This window comes from Winogradskyella bathintestinalis, assembly GCF_030407435.1.
GTDB lineage: Bacteria > Bacteroidota > Bacteroidia > Flavobacteriales > Flavobacteriaceae > Winogradskyella > Winogradskyella bathintestinalis.
The window spans coordinates 261,699-286,336 of sequence record NZ_JASDDK010000001.1 but is presented as its reverse complement, the minus strand read 5'-3'; the positions used below and the strand labels follow the sequence as shown (position 1 = coordinate 286,336).

The window sequence follows — 24,638 nt, the reverse complement described above, 5'->3', positions numbered from 1 at the left end:
TATTTGAAAACGAAAAGGAATCCGAAACAGCGCGCAGCGTGTTACCCTCTTGCTATTCCTTTTCGTCACGCGCAAGCGTGACAAAAATCCATACAATCAGGCTTAAAAGCCGATTGCCATTTTCAAGGAAAATGATTTTCCGATATGTTATTTTTCGATGTGTAAGGTTATCGGCGAAAGTCGAAAAGTGGATAACCCTACTTAAATTTGAATGCTGAATTTCAGCGAAATAAAGATACGTTTTTTTATTGGTTATATACTAATCGCATACAAAAACACCTCTAAATTTTAGAGGTGCTTGCTTTTAATTTCATAAAATTTATACGTTGAAAATGTATTTATACGAATACAAATTCCGAAGTGCTTCTTCATCAAGCATCTTATCCAAATTGGTATTATGCTTTGTGGCATAATCCATTATATCCTTGCCGTACTTTTCCTTTACTTCTTCTTTGGAATTGGCAATTAATCGCTCTTGTGTTTCGGCGTTCAAATCGGTAAAATTTAGATATATCATAACGTCCGATTTTTAATATTCGCTTGGTAACATCAGCGTATCATTTACAAAAAATAACCGCAGTTCATCGAGCGGAAAATCGGTTGCCCGATATCCGTGTTTTTCCAAAATATTGTCGTTGCCATCGCTGTAAATTATCTCTGCTTCATAGCCTGTAAAATCCTGTTTATCTTCGGGCAATCTTTTGAAGTCTATGGTTATAAATTCGCTTCGGTTCATCAGACTTTTTGCAATTACGGATGTGTCTGTAATGAGCCAAAAACATTCTACTACTTCCGATAAGTATTTCAATCCGTCCGTAAAACGGGTTCGCAATAATGGGATTTGATAGAACATTTCTGTTCCACTAAAATATTGCAATCGCTCTTTTATTTCGTTAACTTGTGCTTTCATTGTACATATTATTTAAAGTGTGAATAATGAAAAAGAGGGCGCATCTTTCGACGGTTACGCCCTCTTTCATTTTAAGATTTACTTGTCGTCTTTGCTTCCAAGTAATAGAATTTCATCGGCTACAACTTCCGTAACATAGCGTTGTTCGTTATCATCATTTGTATAACTTCGAGTTTTAAGTTTTCCCGATATTCCAACTTCTTTGCCTTTAACAACATACTTCTCTACAATTTCGGCAGTCTTGCCCCAAGCAACTACCGTATGCCAATTAGTGTCAGTTTGTTTTTCGCCTTTGGCATCTTTGTAATACTCATTTGTGGCGAGTGAAAAACGGGCTACTTTCTTACCGCTTTCAAGGTTCGTAATGGTTGGCTCTTGTCCAACGTTTCCAATTAACTGTACGTGATTTCTAATAGTACTCATAATAAAAAGTTTTGTGTCTGCTTTGTTACAGACTGGTTTATATTTCCCCTATTTGTTTTAAACTGAATTAAATTTTAAGGGGTGTTTGTTCTTTTCTTCTGTGCACCGCACAATGGATAGAGTGGGTTTTGTCCAGACTTTTCGGGAACAAATCAGGTGTGTTTGCGACGTAGTAAAATCCTTGGATTTTCAAGAGAGTAGAAACCTTATTTTTCACTAAAACTTGTATAGTCTTGACAAGTTCCATAAGGGCATTAGCAATTCTTTTAAACGCAGTTGCGTTTGAGCGTACCGACAGTTAAGCGAGATAAGCAGCTGTGATTAAATTAGAATTGGTTATGTCGTGCCTGTTTTTCGACGCCCTGAAAAACAACAAAGGCTTTATCCATTATAAACCCCTTAAAATGTGTAAGGCAGCGGTTCGGTTTTTAAGGATTTTCGAGTGAGGGCTCAAGAAGACCGCGCCGAAAATCCTGTTAAGAAAACCGAAGGGATGACTTTCCGATGAAAAGCGGACTTAATTCACAATTTTGGCAAATGAATGAAGTGTTCCTTCCCAGTCCCGAGGCTTCGGGACGGGAAGGGTTAACGGAATGGAAAGCTAAAATTGGGGATTGTGTCCAAGATATGTGTAGTGAAGCTCTTTTTTCGAAATGTAGCTTTTGGCGAAATGCAGGGGAATGTGCTGAACGGATTAAGAAAACTATTTATTCTCATTATGCAGGATTTAAAGCGGACTTGACTTTGAAGGTGTAGGTTGGAATGCAGTTTGACCGCTTCCCGATTTTTTTCGGGAATTAGCGGGCAAGTGGAATGGAAAACGGAAGCTTTGAAGTTGTGTCCAAGATTATTATAGGAAGCGCTTTTCCCGAAATGAAGCTTTTTTGCGTAATGCAGGGGAATGGGCTGAACGGTATTGCTTTTAAACCTATAAGTAGCAAGCACAAAAAAATCCAGTTTGAGGTACTGGATGAACCTTTTGGCTTTAGGCCATTTCATAAATTTCATCAAACAATTTCTTGTCCAATCTTTCTTGTTGGCCAAAGCTTTTCTTCAGCGTGTTGTGTAAAACTGCATTGAAGGCATTGTAACCTAACCACAAATTAGGTTCCTCGTTTAGCAACAATGCTTCATAATTCAGGATTTCCAGGACTTCACGAGATTTTTTCGAAGGGTCGCTGTTCTTGTCGCTGCATTCATATCTAAAGAGTTTCGTTTTATCAAGAATGGCTTTTACAAATTCCTGTGTATCGATGATTTTAAATTCTTTCATCTTGTCGAATTTCTTGGTTATCGTATAGAATTCATTGTCCAGAAACTTGTCGAACAGGTTGTTTAGTCTTGGCATAATAAGGTGTGTATTGTTCTTACTATGCTTGATGGAAAACTCAATTTCGGCTTGTGAAACGTGCAAACCATTGGAACATACTTCTCTATAAAATCCGAAGTGTCCAGAAGTCTTTTCACTACCGTCATACGAGTTTTTGAACCGTAGCATTGGCAGTATCACGTCCTTATCGTTCTTGACGGTAAACTGACTTATATCGTCTATGATAAAGTCGGTAATGAACGACCTATCATTTTTGTTGATGGTGCGCTTGTGAAAGTTCAGTTGTGCATCTGTCAGCATTTCTTCAGCTTTCTTGAAGAACAATTGGTTTGGAATGTGTCCATAACTGTTAGATACCACATTGACGATTTTACCATTTGAAATGATGGCATTTTCAAGCCCTCGTCGGGATTCTATCTGTGTCAGAGTTTTTAAGGATTTCATTTCTGATGAAACAAAGATTTCATCCTGTTGCAAATTTTGTAAATACATAGCTTTTGAATTTAGATTAAACAATATTTGAGCTTAACCCAAACGGAAGCTAAAATCTCAGCTCAAAAGGAAACGGAATAAATAAGTAAGGGAAGAAGCGGTGGCTTTATGCCGTAGTCTTTTGATGGGTGTATTTTACGAGTTTACCTTTGCGTTACTATTGATTGATTATTCTCTCTATTCCTTGACCATTTTAACCAAGTGTCTATTATAAAAAAAAAAGAAGGACCAGCACGAATGCCAATCCTTCTTCAAACAACAAAAGCTACTCTTTCAATCCTTGAATTTGCTTTTCAAGAACTGTTATTCGCTCTTTCAAACGTTCTTCACGCTTGTTTCTTTTTTCGGCATATTCTTTTTCGATGCCGTCAATCTTGGACTTGTAATAACCTTGCATCGCATTGTAGAATGAAATGTTAGTCAGATTATTAACGTGATTGCTTTCGCCAAAATGCACTTGCTTCGTTAGTATATACCGTATCAACTTATGAAAGATTTCCTTTTTAAACTTCTTTTTGAAACTCTCAACAATTTCTTCATCTGTCATCTTGGATGTATTGCCCAATAAATTTGAAAAGAATCTTTGTCGTCCAACATAATCTACATTGTTTTCATACAACGTCAATGAGAATGCTACCATTTCATCCACCGAAAGTGTTTTCTTCGTATCAATGTATTTGGTGTCTCTAATCATTTCAACAACTTCTTCAAACTGCTTGTTGTTCTCTATTTGCTTCTTGCGTATTTCCCTTTCGTTGATTTTAATTATCTGTTCTTCAGGGGAACAATCTGCCATTTTTCTGTTTTCCAAAGGTGCTGAATACGATGTCGATTCATTTTTGGACTGTTCAACAATCTTTATAAAGACTTCTTTGTGTCTGTATGTTTCAGGATGGAACACAATACCTTTTACAAATTCATTTTCTTTAGCGGAATTGTATTTTTCCAATTCTTCTTCGTATTGCTGTAAGGCTTCATCCAGCTCAGCTTTAAATTCATCTTCGGAATAATCGTAATGTTGGTATTCTTTCTTGATGTCCTCAATTGTTGGCTTTATCGGATTTTCTATGATTTCAACATCATCCAGCAAATAGACTTTCAAACCGTTCTTTTCCAATTGTGAAATAATCAGCTGATTGTTTTCCTCGTCTGCCCAATACTGTCGTATTTCAGGAATTAACAGTATGTTCTCTTGTTTCGATTTTTCAATCAAATTCAAGAACGACTTGCTTTTCTTCGTTTCATAACAAGCTGATTTTGTACAAACCATTTTGCCATCGCCGAAAAGATTACCTTGATTTGCCGCGTTAAACGGACATTCAATACAAGAGCCTACTTTTGGCACCAATTTCTTATCATTTACATCAAAAGATGCTTTTTCCAAATCATAGGTCTGGTCTTTAATCATCCTGTTCACCTGATGGGCACTAAAATCTTCGCCCATCGTTTCCAACATCATCTGCTGTTCTTCTGGTTCAAAAAGTGCAACACCCACACCTAACGAAATCGTCATTTCGCCATTACGAACAAAATGCTTAAAACCTTCAATTAAACCAGCCAGCTTTAATCGTTGTCTGATAAAGTTATCTGTTCTTCCCAATCGCTTTGCAATTTCTGTAAGCGCATATTTTTCGCTTAAGTAAGCAATCGCCTCAGCTTCTTCGGTAGGTTCAACATCCTGCCTTTGCAGATTTTCGATGATTTGAATTTCAAGAACATCGTTGTTCTTATATTCCCTGACAATACACGGAATAGTTTTCTTGTCGGCCATCTTACTTGCTCGATACCTACGTTCGCCCATCACGATGATAAATTCGTTTCCAGATTTTCGGACTGTAATAGGCTGTAGAACACCGTGCTTTTTGACGCTTTCGGAAAGCTGTTGCAGATGTGCTTCATTAAAAGTCTTTCTGGGTTGCATCGGGTCGGGAATGACCTTTGCAGTTGATAGGTTCTCAATCTGAAGCCCAATCGCTTTTTGTGTCAATTTTTCTTTGACTTCTTTCTTGGCGGTGGTAATTTTTTTACCGCTCTTTCTTGTGGTACTCGCTTTTGTTGTCATAATACTCAAATTTTAGATTAAACAATATTTGAGCAGAAACCAAACGGAAGATAAAATCTTGGCTCAAAAGGAAACGGAATAAATAAGCGATGGAAGAGACGTTGGCTTTATGCCGTAGTCTTTTGATGGAAGTATTTTACGAGTTTAAATTGCGGTCATATTGTATGATAATAAACCCCCTTAGTTAAATTTTTATTTTCAATTCATTGGTAATATATTAGTTTAATATTTATTGGTAATAAATGTTGTTAATTGAAAAGAATTATTATTTTTGCATCAGACGAATCAAATTGAACTACAACTCACGAGAATTAGTTCACAAATCGTCAACATAGATAAAAATATTTGGCAGAAGTGCCACAGCGACAGGGCTCGCCAAGCAAGGTTCGAGTCCCGTCCAGACCGCTAAAATTGCAAAAAGAAGCTTCAAGAAATTGAGGCTTTTTTTAAGCAATTTAAAGACGTTGTGTTGTTCCAAGAGAAATCTTGGATGTAGTTTACCAAAGTGATTTGGTAATCCAATGAGAAGCTTTCCTTTTTTCTGAATAAGAAGATTGGGATGCTTTTTTGTTTTAGGATGGTAACAAATCTTCTAATACCATCAAAATAGGAGCATTTTAAGGGGACACTAATTTTTCAAAAAGGGGATGCTCTATCTTTCACAAAATCAAATAAATACATTTTTTAAAAACTATTAAAACTACCAATTATGCAGATAAATAGGGTGACTATTTTATTTGTAATTTACAAAAGCAGGAAAAAGAAAGACAATACTTCTCCTCTTTATTGTAGAATTACTTATAAAAAACAAAGGAAGGAGTTTGCAACAGGGTACTATATTTATCCAGAAAATTGGGATAGCAAAAACCAATTAGTCAAACCACCAGAAAAAGAACACAACTTTCTAAACACACAATTAAGCCTGATTATATCTCAAATTAATCAGGCTTTTTTAATGCTTCAAGTTAATCAAGTGAGTTTTGATGTAGAAGATATTTTTAGACAGTACAAAGGAGAAACTGTTAAAACAGATGTTGGAGTAGTTGAAGTTTATGGACTGTTTTTACAATACTTAGAAAGACTAGTGGGTAAAGAGTTAAATAATGATACTCACAAAAAATATATAGCCTATGGTAAACATCTTAAAAGCTTTATTAGATGGAAATATAAAACTAAGGATATAAAACTTTCAACTGTAAAAAGTAGTTTTATTGACCATTATGAATACTATCTTAAAACTGAAAAGAACTTTGCTCAGATAACTTTAAATAAAGTCATTCAAAGATTTAGAAGGTCAATTAAATATGCTATTGCAGAGGACTATTTGGATAAAGACCCATTTATGCTCTATAAAGCAAGGAGAATAAAGAAAGAGATTGTGTACCTATCACAAGAGGAGCTATTAAGGTTGGAGAATAAGACTTTTGAAATTAAGAGGTTGCAACAAATCAAAGACATGTTTGTATTTTGTTGTTATACTGGATTGGCTTTTAAAGAAATGATTGCCTTAAAAAAGTCTGATATTATTGTTGAGTTTGATGGAAACCTTTGGTTGGTTGTTCATAGAGTTAAAACTTCAAGAAGTTATAAAGTTCCATTAATGCCACAGGCAAAATTGATTATGGAAAAGTACCATCAAGAAGAATTAGATTTTGTATTTCCTAGAATATCAAATCCTAAGTTCAATGCTTATTTAAAAGAAATAGCTGATGTGACAGGAATTAAAATCAATCTGACTCACCATATTGCCAGAAAGACTTTTGCAACTACTGTATTGCTTTATAATGATGTTCCTATGGAAATAGTTTCTAAATTATTAGGTCATGCTAAAATGCAAACCACTCAGGAGCATTATGGTCAAATTGTGGAGAGAAAGATTAGTGAGGAGATGATTAAGCTCAACAAAAAGTTTAATACTTAGAGAGCAAAAATTTCTTTGTTATGCCACTGAAGTGATTCTGGAGAGGGATACCAAGAAGCTTTTTCAGGAAGCATAATTTGATTTCCATTAAACTGAGACAAAGAAAACATAGTTTCATTTTCAGTAACCGTAGGAGATATTCTAACTATGTGATCTTGGTTAATGGTAATCAAGCCTCTATCAAAAGCTCTATGTAAATTTGGGGATAAGGATATACCATTTGGGATTGTATCATCATTTGAAATGCTAAATGGTATAATGTGACAAGCATCTATCATTTGAGCATTTTGTGATGATTCAATCCTCATTCCTGATATACAACAAGAGTGATTATAGATTTTTGGGATGGTCTTTTTAAATAATCCACCTCTAATAAATAATTCTTCTTCGTATTCATCATCATCTAATGATGTCCTTAACTCTTTTAAGTGATTTTGATATTCAGCTTTAGGTTCATTCAGTATTTGACTCTCAATTTTCAATACTTCATTATTGACATTTGAGAGGATTATTGAATAATTTGACTCTGTATTATTAAAATATTTTTGAATAATAACCTGTTCTAAAATTGTTCTTGTTGAACTATCAGATAACAATTCAAATAGATGCCTATCAATTTCAGCAAAAGCAATAGATTCTTTTAAATTTTTGAAACTTTTAATGCTTTTTGATTTTGTTACAATTAGTTCCATTCCTGGTTTAATAACTAGATGCCAAAAAGATTCACTTCTCATATGGAAAAATGGAAGTGCAAAATTTGGAACATGAGGCGTGTCAACCATAACATTCCAAATGTTCTTAAATTCTAATAAGAGTTCTGGTGTTATGAAAATTCTATTTGAAACAATCTCTTTTCTTTGGATAAGTTGAATAATTGATAACAGTAATATAGGCTTATGCGGAGCTTTCCCCAAACCTTTATTATAGCCTCTATTTAAGGTCTCAAATAGATGAATGTATTTATTAATTACCTCAGTCATTAATCACAAATCTATATAAATGATTCAGATATTTCTGAAAATCAGTTAAGAAAAACATGAATATTAAACATTTTTATTAATTTTGTACTACTTACCAACCTAATGAGTTTTTCAAGTTCATTCTTTTGAACTTTGGCTTATTTCTTTAAGCCTAAAGATGAGTTTTTCTATTTTTTTAATTTAAATTTTTCAAAAATTATGGAAAAATTAAAGTTTGGGTATGTTAACCCAGAGGATTGTATTGAACAAAATGAAGCAATCCATCAAGAAGAAAATCACGAAGACATATTTGATGAAGACACTATTATTGAAATTCCTCTTTATGATTTTGAAAAAACTAAGGAAGAAAATCTTCAAACTGGAGTCAAATATTTATTAATTCCTGTAAGGAATGATGGTTTTGGAGGTATTGAAAATGGACAATTATTAAGTGAGTTTTCAAAGATAGTACTGAAACAAGACGATTTATTCCAATGTGATAGTGAGGGAAATAACTTAATTGTTGTTGACTATAACTCTATTTTCGGTTTGCGTCTAAATAGATTTATTAACTATAACAGTAAATTTTTCATTTGTGATGAAAGGGTTTTATTTGAGTTCCTATTAATGAAATATGAATATTTTGGTTTTGTTCCATTTTTTCTCTCATTTCCAACCATATTTGAGGAGATGGGAATAAAAAAAGATAGAGCAGTTACAATTATTAAAAGATTCAAGGAATTAGGCTTTTTAGAATCTAAAGTTGTAAGCTCTCTAATTGAGAATAAACAGAGACAGGTTACATATTATTCATTAGATACTGCTAGAATCATTGAGTTAATCCCTGAAATATTCTTAGATGAAGAGATAGAATGGGATATTAAGCATGATATAGATAAATATCTTAAATCTGGATTAAGAAGGAAAAAAATTCCAAAAGATTCTAATAAAAGAAATCAAATGCAATAATTATAGAAGAGGAGCAGAAATGTTCCTCTTTTTTTATGGGAAGGATTTCCATCAGTGGATTTCCTCTCACTAAAGATTACATATCTATATATAAATTAATTTTCAAGGTTGTACTCTTTTATCAGAGGATTTCCCTTGATGGAAAATAAACTTTAAAACTTATAATTATGAAATTAAGAAAATCAGAAAGAAAACAAGCCAAGATTAAAATGGCTTTACAAGGAAGTGCAGGGGCTGGCAAAACAATGTCAGCCCTTTTACTTGCAAAAGGATTAACCAATGATAATCTTTCAAAAGTAGCTGTCATAGATACTGAAAATGGAAGTTCAGACCTTTATGCACATTTAGGTAATTACAGTGTGCTAAATATGCAACCACCTTATACACCTGAGAAGTATATTCAAGCTATTGATATTTGTCTTGAGGCAGGAATGGAAGTTATTATCGTGGATAGCACAAGTCACTGTTGGGATGAATTAATAGATTTCCATAGTAAGTTGCCAGGAAACAGTTTCACAAATTGGAACAAGGTAACACCTAGACAAAAAGCCTTTGTAGATAAGATTTTACAATCACCAGCTCATTTTATTGCCACTATGAGAACCAAACAAGATTATGTGCTGAATCAAAAGAATGGAAAGTATGTGCCTGAAAAGGTAGGACTGAAAGCTGTGCAAAGAGATGGTGTGGAATACGAATTTACATTAGTTTTTGATATTGACTCAAAACATTTTGCAACTGCAAGTAAGGACAGAACCAATCTGTTCAATGATAAACCAGAGTTCATGATAAGCACAGCCACAGGAAAAAGAATCTTGGAATGGTGTAATTCACCAAGTTCACAAGAAGATGTCTTAAAACGTATTAATGAGTGTTTATCCATAAGTGAATTGATGAAACTTTATAAAGAATTTCCACAATTTCAACAATCATTGAATGCTCAATATCAGAGCAAAAAACAACAATTAGAAAATTTAGTTAAACCAGAAAATTTTAGTTCAAATGGAATTAATAAAAGTACACCACAGTCAGGACGATAATGTATCTTCTATTTCTGATGGTATAAAACAATCTGTTACAGAATTGAGAGTACCATCAGAAAGAAATAAGTATAAAATCAACCCATTCATTGAGGCTAACACAAAAGAGGTTAACCTCTCTCATTTAAGGCAGGACAATATCATTCCTGTATTTGCCAAGGACAATGAAAGAACCATAGCACATCAGGAATTTATTGAGATAGCACAAGAGTGTGTTGGTAATGCCTTTAACCATCAGCAGATAGATCTTCCTGAAATAAGAGTAAGTCATGAGATAAAGGGTAGAACCAGTGATGCTATTCACAAATCAGCCAAAGAGTTACTAGAACATGAGAAAACCCAATATTTTGAGAGAATGGCATTTGTGATAAGAGTACCCACAATAACAGAGACTATTAATGGAAATACGCTTTCCTTGATGGTGGGTGGAGTTAGAGCTTACAACCATGAGAACCTTTACAGTAAGAAGACTTATGAAAAGTTTAAATTCTTTATTGGATTTCAAAATATGGTATGCTGTAACCTTTGTATTTCTTCAGATGGTTTTACTTCAGAAATGAGAGTAGGAGGGTATGAAGAACTTCAGCATAAGATTACTGAAGTAATTAATGGTTATGAAGCAGAAACTCATTTAAAAGCAATGAGAGAACTCACTCAACAGAGTTTAACTGAACATCAGTTTGCTCAACTCATAGGTAAAACAAGATTGTATAATTATTTGCCTAAAGACCAAAGAAAAGGATTACCACAAATGGATTTTGCAGATAGACAAATGAATACTATTGCAAAGGATTATTATGAGGATAAGAGCTATTGTAAAGATGAAAATGGAAACATCAACTTATGGAATGTCTATAACCTTTTTACATCAGCAAATAAGAGTTCTTATATAGATTCTTTTCTGGATAGAACTGTCAATGCTTTTGATTTTTCAAATGGATTGGCACAAACTCTCAATGGGGATTCCAAGTACTCTTGGTTTTTAAGTTGAGTTGGAAAAAAACCCTTATACTTTTTGTATAAGGGTTTTAATATCCATCTAGGTTTTTTTAACATATTTATTTATCTTTCAGCAAACTAAACATAATCGTCTTTGAAAAACAATAATACAACTTCCAATAATTCTGATAGTAGTAAATTAATTGATAATGAAAATTTAAAATATGCAGTTTATGATATAGCTACTGTTAATCAATTAAAAAAGGAGTACAAAGAAGACACCAAACTTTATTTTCCAGAAAAAACAATATTAGATAACTTCATTAATAAATATAATATTATTGGATTTGATGAGAGTCAATCTAGATATATTGATTCCCTTCAATCATATTTAAAGCATTTAAGGCCTGAACTAAAGCTTTTAATTGAATATCCTTATACTGATAAACTATATAGAGATGCTTATTATTCTTATTATTCAACTTTGAATAGAACTATCAATAAAAATTGTATAAGAATATCTATATATGATTATGATTTGACTACTGATGATTTTACTGAAAGTGAATTTAGGAATAAATTACAGGAGGAAAATATCTTTTTAGGTTTTTTTATTTTAAGACCAACAGACAGAAAAAGAGTTGGTAGAAGTTTCATAAATCCAAAAGCATTAATAGACTCAAATTGTATAATTACAAAGTTAAAAAGTAGTTCTTTAATAAAAGGCGTAAGTCTAACCACAGAAGGATTTCCTCATTCAGCACAAGATGGGAAAGTACATACCTGCTCAGAAACATCTATTTGGAGTCTTATGGAATACTTTGGCGGTAAATATAGTTATTACAGACAGGTGTTGCCATCTACAATATTAAGTGTTTTAAAAAGGGTTTCCTATGAAAGACAAGTTCCGTCAAAAGGTTTATCACCAAGACAAATAGGGTATACTTTGAGAAAATTTGGTTTTGGTTCTAAATATTATAGTATTAATAAATTTAAAAATAAGTTACCTTATATTATTAATGATTACGTAGAATCAGGTATTCCTGTTCTTACAATTGTGAGAAGAGAATCAAATAATGATTTCCATGCAGTATTAATGATTGGTCATGAGAGGTTGGATTCAAACGAAATAGATTATTGTAACAAGCCATATAATATTTCAATAAATCATAAATTTAAAAAAGCTAATATTAGTGTTTCTGATAGTTTAGATATTACTAAAAAGAAATTTATTATCATAGACGATAATCAGCCACCATATCAAAAGAGTACTTTAGATGAACCATGTTCTTATTCTACAAAGATGAATGATGCCAAAATTCATGGCTGTATTGTTCCTCTGTACCCCAAGATATATTTAGACATAGTTAGAGCTAGACAACTGGTTTATGAATTGCTAGAAAACGAAATATATGGATATCGAGAAGGTCCTGACAAAATTATTTTAAGGTTGTTTTTAACATCTTCAAGGTCATTTAAGAGAGAAATAATGAATGAGGAAACATTACCTAAAAGTTATAGAGAAGCAATTGTTGATTATATTATGCCTAAATTTATTTATGTAGCTGAAATTTCATCTAATGAATTATATAAACAAAATAAAGGTATAGGCTATATAGTTCTAGATTCAACAAGTACTTCTAGTGATAACTTTGATAATATTGTTTTATTTGCTTTATATACTGATAGATTAATTCTTAGAATAAATGATAATTCACTACCTTTTGTTATTAAACCTAAAGTTGATGCAATAAAAGATAAACTTAAAAGTTTTAGTCTATACGAGAATAATTTAAAATAAACAACTATATTTGCACATTAATAAGCTTAAAACTATGACACCAATTACAAATTCTTTAGATAGACTATTTCATAATAGTGAAGTAGTGAGTGTTACATTTTTAGAAATGGAAGAATCAAGAAATGTAATAAATGAAAACATGGAACAGTTTGTTGATAATTTAAAAGTGAATAATAGTGATGAAGTTGATGATGAGATAAATACTATTATTGGAGGAGAATAAAAAACATTGTATTAAATATATTTAAAAGCAGGATTAATTATTAATCCTGCTTTTTTTATACTCTTATTTTTTATCTGATTCATCATCACTTTGCACATCTATATCATCTTCTGATGATGGAGATATATCAATTTTTGGATTTTCTGTTTTATTCTCCTCATCTTCATTAGGAGAATCAGAACAATAGTAGTTGAATATCATCTTTTCTTGTTTTTGGTTATTGTTGTGGTTTTGGTCTATTCCATTAAGGAAGAAAGATAAAAGTATAGAAATAATTATGAAAATCACAGACCAACCATAGCAAAGTTTAATGATTTTTAGATTTTTTGTGTTTTTAATTATTGACGCTCTATTATCTTTTAAAATTTTGGTTAACATTTTAACTCTATCTAACTCAAATAGTTCATCATAATCTTGTTCTTTTGTTCCTACTCCAAATTTATTAGGTTTAATTACAAAAATTATTAAAATAAGACCAACTAAAAAGAAAAGTAATGGGATGAACCAAAACGATTCATTTGTACCTTCTAAGGCAATTTTGAATGTAAAAAATATTGCTCCAAAGCCTATAAGGACACCCGCCTTTGATTCAATATTAAATTTATCAGAAAAAAGTCTATCAATTCTTTCCTTACTTGTTTGTATAAGAAATAATAATTTTTCAATTTCTTCATTTGGATTAATTTCTGGCATAATTTCTGGTTTTTATAATTTAAAAATCTCAATAGCTTTTTCTACCAATAGGTTAGTTCTTTCTTTTGCAGTCATCTTATAAATTGATTTTCATAATTTATTTACTATAATCACTTGGGTTTTTTGAATTTCCATCTATAAAAATAAATACTTGGAATGGATTAAATTCTGAATCATTAGTTTGAAAACCATGAGTTTTCATTGTGTTTATTATTATATTATTTATTGCAGGACTTGGAGGTGATTTTTTCTCTGTTAAGTCTAAAACACAAACAATTGAAACTAATTTAGAGTTGCCACTTGAATAAGCAAGTGGTTGATTGCCATATTTTTCAATAATCTTATTTCTTTCAGATAATTTTGTTTCTACTTTTAATTCTGTTGGAATTCCTTTAAAAGTAATTTCTACCCTGCCACCTGCATTGTGGGCTTCTTTAGATATATTTTCACCTATATTTGGATTTGCAGTTAAATGTTGAATAAGCTCATCTCTAAATTCATCTTCTTTACAATTTTTTACACCTTTGTATTTACCACTTTGTAAACAAAAGCCTTGATAGTTAAAAATGCCATTAAGTATTGTAAAGAAATTATTTTTTTCTTCATTATCTAATTGTTTTATTAAGGGGTCATTATATAGTTCAAAACTTTTTTTATCCATCATTTTAAAACCTGTTTGAAAAATTTCATTATTTTCATCTAACACTTTTGTTATTAACTCATCATACCCTATGATTGTTGGACATAATTTATCTTTCTTATTTAAAAAAAATGGAATTAGTTTAATTGAAATTAACTCATCTAAACTATTTTGAGCATATTTAAAAAGAATACTACCATTAACCTCATATTGTAATTTGTCATTCTTTAATTCTATTTCCTCAATATTTAGTTCAAAAATATTTGAACTGGTTGTTGATGGTTGAATTTTTAAAGTTCTGTAACCAGAAGGAATTTTATTTAATTTCACAATACCTCTAATAATATATACCTCTTTCGATTTAAGTATTTGTGGATTTGCCCAAGGATTATCTCTAATATAAAGTTCCAATGAAACTATATTAACTTCCTTATCTTCAGGTGTTTTTTCATTAACGCCTTTAGTATAAATTCTTTTTTCATTTTTTCTTAAATGATATATAAAAGGAGTTTTTATTTCAGCATACTTATTAACTATTTCTATAATTATTTCTGAATTAAAATTTTTAATAATATTTATAGATTCTATAATGTTTTTAACTTGTTCTTTTAATAATGGGATATGACTGAATTTATCAATATCTATAAGAGCTATATTGGTTTTACAAGCAATTAATTTAGTATTAGAATTTACATTGCCCTCTAATACTTCTTTAGACCATTCAAGTAGAAATAAAACACCAATCCCTAGTGATTTTAAGCTAAAGAAAAAACCTTCATCTTTTGAGTTAGATGAAAGGCTCTCAAGTTTTTCATATTTAGATAATAACAAGTTTTTTTCATTTAAAACAACATTGATATTTTTAATTTCAAAATTGTAGAAAAGAGCAAATTGTTTTTTGGTTATTGCTTCTTGAATTGCAATAACCTTATTTTTTGAAATTTCTTGACTGTCAATTAATTCCCTTATTTCAGAATTAGATAAATTATTATGCTTAATTAAAGTGAGGTTTGCAAGCCTTGAGAATTCATCAATTTTATTAAAGAAATAATTGAGTTTTTGGATTCTTGGAATCTTTTCTTTGATGAAATTAGTAAGCTCTAAAACATCTTCGTTTAGATTGTAAAAAGAAAAAACAATTAGTGTGAAGTTTAAATCATTAATAAATAAATCAATATTTGCAAGACATCTCTTTTTGATGTTTTCTTTCATGACCTCTTTAAAAGGTAATAAATCAATCAGATTCAATGAGAGAATTTCTACATATATTTCCCCTCTATCAGAACTAATGAAAGGTTCAAATTTATTTGGTGTGGTTTTATTAAGAAAAGAAAGGGAATGCTCTAACCATAAAGCATTGTAGTAAATATTCTGTTTCCTAAATGCATTGAGTTCTTTTAAAGAGTTTAGGCAGGAATAATAATCCCCATTCTTACAATATTCAGATAAGTATTTCTCTATCAATACTTTCTCCGTTTTATCAAAATGGTTTGGATTAACCCCCTTACTTACATACATTGATTGCTTGAATAATTTTTTGCAAAATTCAACATCTCTATCTTTTTCAGTATGATAAACCTCTAATAGGTTAAGTAAATATGCTAAAAGAATGTGCCTACCTTTAATATCCAATAAATCAAATAGTTTATAAGTTATTTCTGTTGCAGTTTTATGAACAATCACATACTTGTCTTTGTACAAGTTCAGGAGAGTTTTAGTATCTTCATTAGTTATCCTTTTCTTATTAATCAGAATTTGTTTATAGCAAAGAATAGTGTATTTTTTTATGAGATTGTCACTATCATTGAGGAAAATTTCTAGTAAACTAAAAATGGTTTGAGGAACAATGTTAAAATGATTTGATAAAAGTTTTTCAATAAACTTTAATGCTTGTACTCTTAATGAAACATTCTTAAAGTCTAACAACCAACTATGTAAATCTGGTAAAATATCAGTCAATAAAATAGAATCATTGACACCATCCCTTAAAATTTCAATAAAGAATAGTTTTAGTTGTGTACCATTTTTGTCCTTTTCTTCAATATTTCTGATAATTTCAATTAACTTTTCATAAAGTTTAGTTGGATTATGTTTTAATAAGTTTTTAAGAATACCTTTAAGTTCACGAATTTCATGTTCAAGTTTATTTTCTTCATTAATTATATCATAAACATTCTTTCCTTTTAAGGGATTAAAGGTTAGTGTGTCTTTATCTAAGTCTTTTTTATACCATTCAAAAGTAGATTTTGCAATAACGGAATTACTTAAAACCCCAATAAAACTATCAAAATCTTTTAGTATCATATCTGGATTTTTTCTACTAAAATTTTCTAATGTGTTTATTGCTTTTTTCTTTAATTCTGGTGGGTTTTTATCTAAACAAATTTTGATAAGTTGATTAATTAAATTTAATGTGTATGTACTTTTAGTATTCTTTTTAGAGTCATTTATATATAATTCATAAAACCTAAATACTTCAATTTTACCTCCAATAGTCATTTTTTCAAATTCGTTATTAATGGTATCAAAAACTTTTTGAGCATGTGATTTTGTTATTTTAACTAAAGTATTTGAAATAATAAAATCAGCAGATTTTGGAAAATCTGAGTCTTGAAGGTCTAACGATTTTATTAAATCTTTTATTAAAGGGATTGTTGTGTTACAGTTTAATGAATAGAGGTGATTTAAAATTAATACAGTATTAGCTCTGAAATTAGAATTTAATTCTTGTAATTTTTTTTTGAAAAGAGAAAAAAATTCTTCGCAATATGTTATGTGTACATTGTTGAAGAAAGAAACTATTGTAGGTGAATGATTTTCAAAATGATTGTATCTATCAAGTGAACTCAAATCATAATTTTTTATTAAATAAGGCGAAATATTAAATACCTGCTCTTTATTTAATTTTTTAAAAGGCAAAACTTTTAAAAATAGATTAGCAGCCTTTTCATTTTCAATGAGTGAAATTATTTTCTCTTGAAAGTAATTTGAGATTACATTTTCATTATGTGCTATTATGTTTAGACAAGAATCAATTAGTAGATTATTTATTTTATCATCTTTTAAATAAATAGATAAATAATCTAAAGATAAAGAGTTAAAGAATGAAGGAGACAACTTACTGGCTTCAAATAGTTCACTTGCTTTTTTCTTAATATTTGAAGGGTTTTCTCTTAATGAAATAAGAAGTTTTAAAATGGATACTTCTGGAGTTTTTAATTTTTCCTTGTCTTTTAGAACATCATTTAACCTTTGTTCTAATTGGTTTATTATTTCTAACTCTTGTGACTCTTCTTCCTCTTTTTTTCTATTTCTATCTTCATGTTGTTGGAGTACAATTCTTCCAAAATTGTTTTTGTTTAACTCATTATGATACTTGCAATTTGGGCAATTCTCAACAATAAAGTCATGAGCAATCCATTCAAGGTTCATGGCACTATCTCCCCTAAATTTGGTACATGAGATAGTATTCATTGTAGGTAAGCCCATTTCCCCCATCATCCCTCCATATTCTGAATCAATTTTTATATTCGAACACCAATTTTTTATTTTTGGAATTAGGGAATTACTCTTTTTTCCTAAACTAATAGAGTCTTTGAATTGATTATGACTATTATTTATTCTTGACATTTTTCAAAGGTTTCGTTTAATCCATCAAAATAGATGGGTTATTTGTTTTTAAATGTTCTATTGTTGTGTGGAGGAACAAGTAAATTGAATTGTTTTTGAAGTCTAAATTCATAGGGTTTTAAGCAAAGTCTTCTTTAAGCATTATCACTATTTGAGATTAACTCAAGATAGGCATTTTTATAATTATCATTGTCTATTTTTAAGATACTTTCTATAAAATGCTGGTTAATTGCCTGATGGTTTTTAAGAATCTTTTTGATAGCCCAATAAGAATTTCTGTTAGCATACTCTAACCAATGAACATCAATATTATTAAGTTCAAAACCTTTTGGGTTAACTAAAAAATCATAGTAAGGGGAATGCCCTTTAAATATCTTCAAAATCTTATATGTATCATCATAAAATTGATACACATGGTTAATAAAATAATTCAAAATTTCTATTTTCTTCACTTGCTTGTCAAGGCGATTTCTATGATGTGGATTATTGTATTTACTAAGACTTATTTCAACTTCATTTTTAAATTTTTCTAAATATTCTGTTTTTTCTGCAATAATAAGTTCAGAAGTGAAAAATGTGTACAATTTAAAGTCAAAACTTAAATCAGAATCAAGAATACTATATACTTTTTCCAAAACTTGATTTTTTTGTTCAAGGCTTCCTAATTCATATAATTCCAAATAAATGTATGAATTGTAGTATCCAGTTTTAGATTCAATATCACTTTCAATCAACAGATTGAATTGTGGTTTATTAATGCTTAATGAAGGAAAGGCTTTTAGTAAGGAAAAAACATTAGTGATGTTTGTGTTAAATGATAACTCAGAGTTTAGTGTGAAACTGATTAATTTTTTTGCATTGTAGGTATATAAGTTAGATTTTCTTTTGCTTACAAAATGATTTAGTCCAGATAACAATTCTTCTATTGGGTCTAATTCAACTATGTTGAGGATTTTTGAAAAAATGATATTGTCTTGTTTTTTATTAAAATTGAGGTATGACTGTATAAAAAGAATTTTTTCAATTTCTTTTAAATGAATTTTCAAATAAGAATGATTTTCATCCAATTCTATTGTTTGAGATAAAGAGTCAATTTTATTACAGAATAGTTTAAAGATTTTACTGTTTTGATTTTCTTCATAATTTAAACTGTCAATTGATAACTTAGAAAAAATTTCTTTATAGTCTTTTATGGTTAGAAATTCCATTGTAGTTTTAATCATATATTCTGAAATAGGATATTTTACCTGATTATCTACTGATGCATAAAGACTAAGGTTAAAAGTATATTTGGCAAATCGTTTTATGTTGAGGTAAAAGCCAAAAAAGATTCCATTTTCTTCAACAACTTGAAAAAGCTCTGCCCACCTTAATACGTTTTTCCATTCTATATTTGAAATATATGATTGTCCATTTCCCTTATTAATGGAATATCTTCCCTTTACACTTTCTAAATCTTGGGTTAAATCAAAATATTTATAATCAAAATATTTAGTGTACATCAAATAGCCAACTATTGAGCTAATACCTTTTTTTAGAATACTATTTTCGTTTTCACTCTTAATTTTGTTTCTCTCTTTTGTAAATAAATCATCCCCTTCAAACCACATCTTTTTTAGAATATCTTTGTTGTAATTAAGTATAAAATAAAGGGTAGGATATTCTTTTCTATTAATAGTCTTTGAAAGATTGTTAATTATGGTATAGCTTTCGTTAAGCTGTTTGACTTTGAAGAGATAGTATGCCTTTTGGATTAACCTTTTTGGAGAGTCTTTTTTTTCAATTTGACATTTTTTTGTCAAATCTTTAACCTCTCTACGTGAATGAGTACATTGCAGGCAATCACATTTCTCTTCAGTTTTCTTATTGTTTTCTAATGTGATTTTAATAGAGACTCTTTCAAACTTTAATCCATTTACTAAATTTCCATTAAGTCTTTTAATTACATTTCTAAACCTTTCAATGTCTTGACTATTACTAAAGTTTTTTAGATTGATTTTTGGCTTTTTACCTTTTCTCTGAATAAGTGAATTGTTAAAGAAGTCAAAAAGCACCTTATTGTTTGTAACTAAGGTTGCCCCTTCAAAATAAGTATGCCCATTATTTCCATTATTAAAAGGATAATTGTTACTGAAATACGATAAAGGAATAAAATTTAGTTCTTTGTAATAATATTCAATTGAAGAAGTCAATTGGTCTAACATACTCTTATTTTTCAGCCTCAGCCTTATTGTTTTCCAATTATACAATTCATAGGAAGATAGTTCACTAGACTTTGAAATTATCTTCTTCTGACCAAAAAATTGTGCGTAATCAATATAAAATTCTAAGTCAATTGATTTGTCTTTGAACTTCTTTATTATATCTGGATGTAAATTGTATTCTTTTTTGCTTACTCTAAAGTCAGAGTCATTTGAAATAAAGTAAAAGGAATAATTTTTTGGTAGATTTAAAAGTGTATTTAGGATGAGTGTATCATCCCAGTTTTTTGTATTGTGATTAGGTGCTAATTGGCTATTTACCCATTCTGCCAAACCTAACTCAATTGAATTAAGTTTATTTGATTTGCTGAAAATAGTTTTTATACTTTCAATAATTGAGTTTACGTCTTCTAAGCTAAATACCCCTTGTTTAATTACTTCGCTTCTTATTTTATCTATTTTTTGGTTAAACTCAGTTTCAATACCCATTGGTAATATTATTTCAATCTCATTGGCATGAATTTTCCCTAACAGGCTATCTATATAATCATACTCCAATCTCTCAACAAAATTTAACCAAACATTAGTGTCAAAAACTATTTTCATTTTTTATGTTTTTTTAAAGGTAAAATAAGACAGTTAAATAAGAATTTTATTTTTTAAATTTTTTTTCTGAGTTCACTAATGCAAATGCAAAGCACCCTAGCTAAACACCCCCACTAACCTCTGCGAAAGGGAAACCCCACCCCTTAGTATATATTCTAAAAATAATCTTGTCGGCTAAAATTATAACAAGGTGATAGCTGTTATTCTTTAGCTGATGGTAGAAGACATTTTGGAACAAAACAAAAGTTCAACTCAAAACATTAAAAACATGGTACGAATTATTAACTACAATGAAAGAGAATCTGAAGATGGTTCTACATTCTTTGCTCTGACTATTCAGGGTGGAGTGGAATTACTTCAAAGTAAATCAACAGGTAATTTTTATGCGACTGCAAAAAAAGCCAGTATAAGTTCAACCTTTGACAAGGAAACTTGTGAGGCACTTATTGGAACTGAAATGCCTGGCAAAATTGTGAAAAAGGAATGTGAGCCATATTCTTATACCATCAAGGAAACAGGTGAGATTATTGAATTATCTCATAGGTATGAATATGAGCCTGAAACACCATCAAAAAAGGATGACATAAGTGAATCTACTATTGATGATTTTGTCTCAAGTGAAGCTATAAAGGAAGAAAATCATCCTCTTATAGCAGGTTAGTCTAATCAATGCCCAGAATATTTTGTTTTGGGCATTTTAATTTTTTTTAAAAATGAATACAATTAAAGAAATTAGAGTTTCCTACTCTTCAGGAAATAATCATAAGGTTAAAATTAGTAATAGTAAAGATTCATATGAATTATTGAAATCTTGTTGGTCAATGAACACTATTGAATATCAGGAAGAGTTCAAAGTCTTATTATTAAATAGAAATCATCAGGTATTGGGAATTTACCCTTTATCAAAGGGTGGTGTTTCAGGAACTTTGGTAGATGCAAAATTGGTTTATAGTGTAGCCCTAAAGTGCAATGCTTCTAGTATTATAGTTGCTCATAATCATCCATCAGGGAATTTAAAACCAAGTGAAGCCGATTTAATATTGACAAAGAAACTTAAACAAGCAGGAAATTATCTTGATATTACTTTGCTAGACCATTTAATAATTACAAAGAATGGATATTATAGTTTTTCAGATGAATCTCAAATGTGATTGAGGCTGAAACACCTCGTTTTAGACAATTTTTTAATCAAACTAATAGATAGAGATTGTTATAAATAGCTATTTTTTAGTTTTTTCAAAGTAGAGTAATTCAGAAAGTGTAATAGACAATCTATTGGCAATTTTACTTAAAGTATAAATTGTTGGATTTGTATTACCAGCTTCAATTCGGCTAAAATTTGACTTTTCTATATTACAAGCTGCTGCAACATCTTGTTGTTGGATGTTTTTACTTTCCCTCAACTCTTTAATGCGTTTACCAATAGCTATTTGCAACTTCTTTTTGTCTGTCATTTTTTAGATTAATGGACAAGTCAAAGTTGTTATATATGATAACTATGTTGGTTATCATAAATGATAAATGAATATATTTGATGATTAAATTTAATACCATCTTTATCTGATGAATGAAAAGGACATTTTACTATTACAAGGTCTTGGATACCAAGTTACAGACCATGGTGCAATAATTGATGGTAATGGTAATTACCTTGAAGAGGTAGTTTATAAAGGACAAGTTATTGAATCATTTCAAACTAAATCTGAGTATTTAGCCCTGCAACAAAGAAAGGCTAAACTTGAAGAAATAGGATTTAAGGAAGATGCAAATAGCCCTAATAATCTTTACACTCAGCAAGAAATAGCAATTACTAAAAATCAAATAAATAAATATCTTAAAGACACTACTTCTGTTCAAAATCCTTATTTAAATGATAGTCCTTACTATCAAGCAGCAATTAAAGAAATCGAATTAGAAAATAATCAAATAAAAAGTGATTTTAAAGTTTCTGTAAAAGATGAAAACCAAGATGAGCAGATTGATAAGGATTCAAATGATGTCTTGATAGTTATCTCAGTTACTCTTTTAGTCAGTCTGATAGTTTTATTGCTAGTTAAATATATTAAAAAGGTTAAATCTTTTAGATTCTATATTATAATTACAGCTTTATCATTTCTTGTTAGTACTTATTTTGGTTTTAAATACAAAGAGTTGTCTAATGAATACTTTTTGAGGAAAGCCTCATTAAAAAAAACAGAATGGCAAAAAGATGCTTATCTGGATTATGTTAAATCACAAGATTCTTTTTTTGAGCTTAATGGATATAGCTTTTGTTGGGAGTGGTTTCTGTTTACTTTTTTAGGACTCTTGTTGTTAGCAATAGTTATAAGAAATACTATTTTTTATGATAGAATAAAATCTTTTATTAAAAGTATTAGAAGATAATCCTGTAAGTGAATTTTATTCAAAATTACATACAAGAATTTGAATCTCTTTCCCTTGATGGTATTTACAGTCTGGATAAAATTGAATATTGGCTATTGAAATACGGCGAAGATTACAAAAGAATTAAAAAGGAAGAATCAGAACATTTCATGCACTTCATAAATGGTAAAAGGATAAGATTACCAAATTATATTCAAGCAAGAATACCAGAAGAAAAGTTTTTACATATCTACAAGACCTTAAATGAATTAACAGAACAGCATGAGCATGAGGAGTACTTCAAGAAAGAAATGGCTATTTATAAGAATATTAAAAATAACCATCAAAAAGTAAGAGAATGGTTAGCTAAAAATGAGTACTTGGGTGCTGATAAATACTTAATGTTTTCCCTTGATTATTTTGGGGAAGAGGATGAAATGGAAAATGAAATTCATCTACAAGTAACTTTTTTAAAAGATAAAGAAAGAGTGCTATTTATTGATAGAAAGGATTTCCAATACACCATAGAATTCACAAATACTTTCAATAATACCTACTGGGATTTATTGGAAGAACTGAAATTAGACAAACTAAATTAATTTTTTAATAAGTAATTATTTGCCACCTGTGTCAAACACTAATACAGCACTTTGACACAGGTGGCATTTTTATACCCAATTGTTATGAAAAAGAAAAAACCACCTTTTACAATTGGTGAACAATATGAGCTTCATGAATTTGAACTTGAAGATGTTGAAACCGTAATAATAGGTAAATATGAATATGATGTTTACAGGTGTAGTAAAAAACTATGCTCTAGTTTAGATTATGGAAGCTTAGTTGATATGCTTTTATTTTATAATGCTGATATATTAGCCAAAGTAGTATATAAGTTTGAAGGATATGTTTTATTTGATTCTATCAAACTTTTAATTTGTAATAAATGTGATATTAATTATATTTATGATAGAGAAGCAAATTTGACAATTTTAGAGATAAAAGACATCAAACATAAATTTCAATAGGCTTATAATTAGGCTTATTCTTTTTGATGGTATTAGTTAAACATCTGGGGATTAGTTACTTATATTTAATACAATTTAATCCGTCCAGACCGCTAAAATTGCAAAAAGAAGCTTCAAGAAATTGAGGCTTTTTTTAAGCAATTTAAAGACGTTGTGTTGTTCCAAGAGAAATCTTGGATGTAGTTTACCAAAGTGATTTGGTAATCCAATGAGAAGCTTTCCTTTTTTCTGAATAAGAAGATTGGGATGCTTTTTTGTTTTATATAGATTCAGAGTACTGCACACTTCAAACTCATAACTCAAATATTATAATTGACGACATTAAGAATGGTTAATGATGAGTTGGGTTATTAGAGACGTTGACCAATCTTTTTTTAAATTAACCAAAAAAATCTTATTGAGTAAATGTC

At 29.9% G+C, this 24,638-nt stretch carries 21 protein-coding genes; 11 read left to right on the top strand and 10 right to left on the bottom strand.

The genetic code is table 11. The annotated features are described in order from the left end of the window. Positions 1–319 precede the first annotated feature (319 nt). The 5 genes from QMA06_RS01050 to QMA06_RS01030 form a co-directional block, all read right to left on the bottom strand. Complete coding sequence (locus tag QMA06_RS01050; RefSeq protein ID WP_290205030.1) at positions 320–517, bottom strand: hypothetical protein; 198 nt, start codon at positions 515–517, stop codon at positions 320–322. 12 nt (positions 518–529) lie between these two features. Continuing rightward, a complete protein-coding gene (locus QMA06_RS01045) occupies positions 530–910 on the bottom strand; it encodes a DUF6876 family protein (protein WP_290205029.1) in 381 nt (126 codons plus the stop codon). 78 nt (positions 911–988) lie between these two features. Continuing rightward, positions 989–1,333 carry a single-stranded DNA-binding protein gene (locus tag QMA06_RS01040; protein WP_290205028.1) on the bottom strand — a complete coding sequence of 115 codons (345 nt, stop codon included), beginning with the start codon at positions 1,331–1,333 and terminating at the stop codon, positions 989–991. 985 nt (positions 1,334–2,318) lie between these two features. Continuing rightward, on the bottom strand, positions 2,319–3,155 hold the full coding sequence (locus QMA06_RS01035) for a DUF932 domain-containing protein (protein ID WP_076547953.1): 837 nt from the start codon (positions 3,153–3,155) through the stop codon (positions 2,319–2,321). Positions 3,156–3,420: 265 nt separating this feature from the next. Next, on the bottom strand, positions 3,421–5,217 hold the full coding sequence (locus QMA06_RS01030; RefSeq protein WP_282073539.1) for a ParB/RepB/Spo0J family partition protein: 1,797 nt from the start codon (positions 5,215–5,217) through the stop codon (positions 3,421–3,423). A gap of 709 nt (positions 5,218–5,926) precedes the next feature. Here QMA06_RS01030 and QMA06_RS01025 point away from each other — a divergent pair. Beyond that, positions 5,927–7,138, top strand: a complete 1,212-nt coding sequence (locus QMA06_RS01025) for a site-specific integrase (RefSeq protein ID WP_290205027.1) — start codon at positions 5,927–5,929, stop codon at positions 7,136–7,138. On the opposite strand, the gene QMA06_RS01020 is transcribed toward QMA06_RS01025, so the two are convergent. Next, the gene (locus QMA06_RS01020; protein WP_290205026.1) at positions 7,135–8,118 is read right to left on the bottom strand and encodes an HNH endonuclease; all 984 of its coding nucleotides are present in this window, start codon (positions 8,116–8,118) and stop codon (positions 7,135–7,137) included. The genes QMA06_RS01025 and QMA06_RS01020 overlap by 4 nt on opposite strands. A gap of 198 nt (positions 8,119–8,316) precedes the next feature. Between QMA06_RS01020 and QMA06_RS01015 the strand changes: the two genes are divergently transcribed. The 5 genes from QMA06_RS01015 to QMA06_RS00995 all read left to right on the top strand — a co-directional run bounded on the left by QMA06_RS01015 (position 8,317) and on the right by QMA06_RS00995 (position 13,069). Then, entirely contained in the window at positions 8,317–9,066 is a 750-nt protein-coding gene (locus tag QMA06_RS01015; RefSeq protein ID WP_290205025.1) for a hypothetical protein, read from the top strand. Positions 9,067–9,233: 167 nt separating this feature from the next. Next, positions 9,234–10,106, top strand: a complete 873-nt coding sequence (locus QMA06_RS01010; protein WP_290205024.1) for an AAA family ATPase — start codon at positions 9,234–9,236, stop codon at positions 10,104–10,106. Beyond that, complete coding sequence (locus QMA06_RS01005) at positions 10,069–11,097, top strand: DUF3871 family protein (protein ID WP_290205023.1); 1,029 nt, start codon at positions 10,069–10,071, stop codon at positions 11,095–11,097. The genes QMA06_RS01010 and QMA06_RS01005 overlap by 38 nt, the downstream gene beginning before the upstream one ends. 102 nt (positions 11,098–11,199) lie before the next feature. Beyond that, positions 11,200–12,846, top strand: a complete 1,647-nt coding sequence (locus tag QMA06_RS01000; protein WP_290205022.1) for a hypothetical protein — start codon at positions 11,200–11,202, stop codon at positions 12,844–12,846. 34 nt (positions 12,847–12,880) lie between these two features. Continuing rightward, positions 12,881–13,069: a hypothetical protein gene (locus QMA06_RS00995; protein WP_290205021.1), complete on the top strand. Its 189-nt coding sequence runs from the start codon at positions 12,881–12,883 to the stop codon at positions 13,067–13,069. 63 nt (positions 13,070–13,132) lie between these two features. Here the strand turns inward: QMA06_RS00995 and QMA06_RS00990 are convergent, their stop codons facing one another. The 3 genes from QMA06_RS00990 to QMA06_RS00980 all read right to left on the bottom strand — a co-directional run bounded on the left by QMA06_RS00990 (position 13,133) and on the right by QMA06_RS00980 (position 20,839). Then, the gene (locus QMA06_RS00990) at positions 13,133–13,762 is read right to left on the bottom strand and encodes a hypothetical protein (RefSeq protein ID WP_290205020.1); all 630 of its coding nucleotides are present in this window, start codon (positions 13,760–13,762) and stop codon (positions 13,133–13,135) included. A gap of 97 nt (positions 13,763–13,859) precedes the next feature. Next, positions 13,860–18,032: a hypothetical protein gene (locus QMA06_RS00985; protein WP_290205019.1), complete on the bottom strand. Its 4,173-nt coding sequence runs from the start codon at positions 18,030–18,032 to the stop codon at positions 13,860–13,862. A 134-nt stretch (positions 18,033–18,166) separates the two neighbouring features. Continuing rightward, positions 18,167–20,839: a hypothetical protein gene (locus QMA06_RS00980; protein ID WP_290205018.1), complete on the bottom strand. Its 2,673-nt coding sequence runs from the start codon at positions 20,837–20,839 to the stop codon at positions 18,167–18,169. Positions 20,840–21,107: 268 nt separating this feature from the next. On the opposite strand from QMA06_RS00980, the gene QMA06_RS00975 reads away from it, so the two are divergent. Together QMA06_RS00975 and QMA06_RS00970 are read left to right on the top strand one after the other, a co-directional pair. Beyond that, positions 21,108–21,500 (top strand): hypothetical protein, encoded by a 393-nt coding sequence (locus QMA06_RS00975; protein WP_290205017.1) that lies wholly within the window; start codon positions 21,108–21,110, stop codon positions 21,498–21,500. A gap of 52 nt (positions 21,501–21,552) precedes the next feature. Continuing rightward, on the top strand, positions 21,553–21,990 hold the full coding sequence (locus QMA06_RS00970; protein ID WP_290205016.1) for a JAB domain-containing protein: 438 nt from the start codon (positions 21,553–21,555) through the stop codon (positions 21,988–21,990). A gap of 69 nt (positions 21,991–22,059) precedes the next feature. Here the strand turns inward: QMA06_RS00970 and QMA06_RS00965 are convergent, their stop codons facing one another. After that, complete coding sequence (locus QMA06_RS00965) at positions 22,060–22,293, bottom strand: helix-turn-helix domain-containing protein (protein WP_290205015.1); 234 nt, start codon at positions 22,291–22,293, stop codon at positions 22,060–22,062. Between the two features lie 109 nt (positions 22,294–22,402). Between QMA06_RS00965 and QMA06_RS00960 the strand changes: the two genes are divergently transcribed. The 3 genes from QMA06_RS00960 to QMA06_RS00950 all read left to right on the top strand — a co-directional run bounded on the left by QMA06_RS00960 (position 22,403) and on the right by QMA06_RS00950 (position 24,228). Then, entirely contained in the window at positions 22,403–23,224 is an 822-nt protein-coding gene (locus tag QMA06_RS00960; protein WP_290205014.1) for a hypothetical protein, read from the top strand. Between the two features lie 8 nt (positions 23,225–23,232). Then, on the top strand, positions 23,233–23,802 hold the full coding sequence (locus QMA06_RS00955; protein ID WP_290205013.1) for a hypothetical protein: 570 nt from the start codon (positions 23,233–23,235) through the stop codon (positions 23,800–23,802). An 84-nt stretch (positions 23,803–23,886) separates the two neighbouring features. After that, positions 23,887–24,228 (top strand): hypothetical protein, encoded by a 342-nt coding sequence (locus tag QMA06_RS00950; protein WP_290205012.1) that lies wholly within the window; start codon positions 23,887–23,889, stop codon positions 24,226–24,228. The last annotated feature ends 410 nt before the right edge of the window (positions 24,229–24,638 follow it).

Bases quoted from the DNA above. Each gene is read 5' to 3' on its own strand.
- QMA06_RS01035 (WP_076547953.1), bottom strand. From the start codon at position 3,155: ATGTATTTACAAAATTTGCAACAGGATGAAATCTTTGTTTCATCAGAA.
- QMA06_RS01010 (WP_290205024.1), top strand. From the start codon at position 9,234: ATGAAATTAAGAAAATCAGAAAGAAAACAAGCCAAGATTAAAATGGCT.
- QMA06_RS00980 (WP_290205018.1), bottom strand. From the start codon at position 20,839: ATGAAAATAGTTTTTGACACTAATGTTTGGTTAAATTTTGTTGAGAGA.
- QMA06_RS01020 (WP_290205026.1), bottom strand. From the start codon at position 8,118: ATGACTGAGGTAATTAATAAATACATTCATCTATTTGAGACCTTAAAT.
- QMA06_RS01030 (WP_282073539.1), bottom strand. From the start codon at position 5,217: ATGACAACAAAAGCGAGTACCACAAGAAAGAGCGGTAAAAAAATTACC.
- QMA06_RS01050 (WP_290205030.1), bottom strand. From the start codon at position 517: ATGATATATCTAAATTTTACCGATTTGAACGCCGAAACACAAGAGCGA.
- QMA06_RS01040 (WP_290205028.1), bottom strand. From the start codon at position 1,333: ATGAGTACTATTAGAAATCACGTACAGTTAATTGGAAACGTTGGACAA.
- QMA06_RS00970 (WP_290205016.1), top strand. From the start codon at position 21,553: ATGAATACAATTAAAGAAATTAGAGTTTCCTACTCTTCAGGAAATAAT.
- QMA06_RS00965 (WP_290205015.1), bottom strand. From the start codon at position 22,293: ATGACAGACAAAAAGAAGTTGCAAATAGCTATTGGTAAACGCATTAAA.
- QMA06_RS00960 (WP_290205014.1), top strand. From the start codon at position 22,403: ATGAATGAAAAGGACATTTTACTATTACAAGGTCTTGGATACCAAGTT.
- QMA06_RS01015 (WP_290205025.1), top strand. From the start codon at position 8,317: ATGGAAAAATTAAAGTTTGGGTATGTTAACCCAGAGGATTGTATTGAA.
- QMA06_RS00975 (WP_290205017.1), top strand. From the start codon at position 21,108: ATGGTACGAATTATTAACTACAATGAAAGAGAATCTGAAGATGGTTCT.
- QMA06_RS00995 (WP_290205021.1), top strand. From the start codon at position 12,881: ATGACACCAATTACAAATTCTTTAGATAGACTATTTCATAATAGTGAA.
- QMA06_RS00990 (WP_290205020.1), bottom strand. From the start codon at position 13,762: ATGCCAGAAATTAATCCAAATGAAGAAATTGAAAAATTATTATTTCTT.
- QMA06_RS00950 (WP_290205012.1), top strand. From the start codon at position 23,887: ATGAAAAAGAAAAAACCACCTTTTACAATTGGTGAACAATATGAGCTT.
- QMA06_RS01025 (WP_290205027.1), top strand. From the start codon at position 5,927: ATGCAGATAAATAGGGTGACTATTTTATTTGTAATTTACAAAAGCAGG.
- QMA06_RS01005 (WP_290205023.1), top strand. From the start codon at position 10,069: ATGGAATTAATAAAAGTACACCACAGTCAGGACGATAATGTATCTTCT.
- QMA06_RS00985 (WP_290205019.1), bottom strand. From the start codon at position 18,032: ATGTCAAGAATAAATAATAGTCATAATCAATTCAAAGACTCTATTAGT.
- QMA06_RS01045 (WP_290205029.1), bottom strand. From the start codon at position 910: ATGAAAGCACAAGTTAACGAAATAAAAGAGCGATTGCAATATTTTAGT.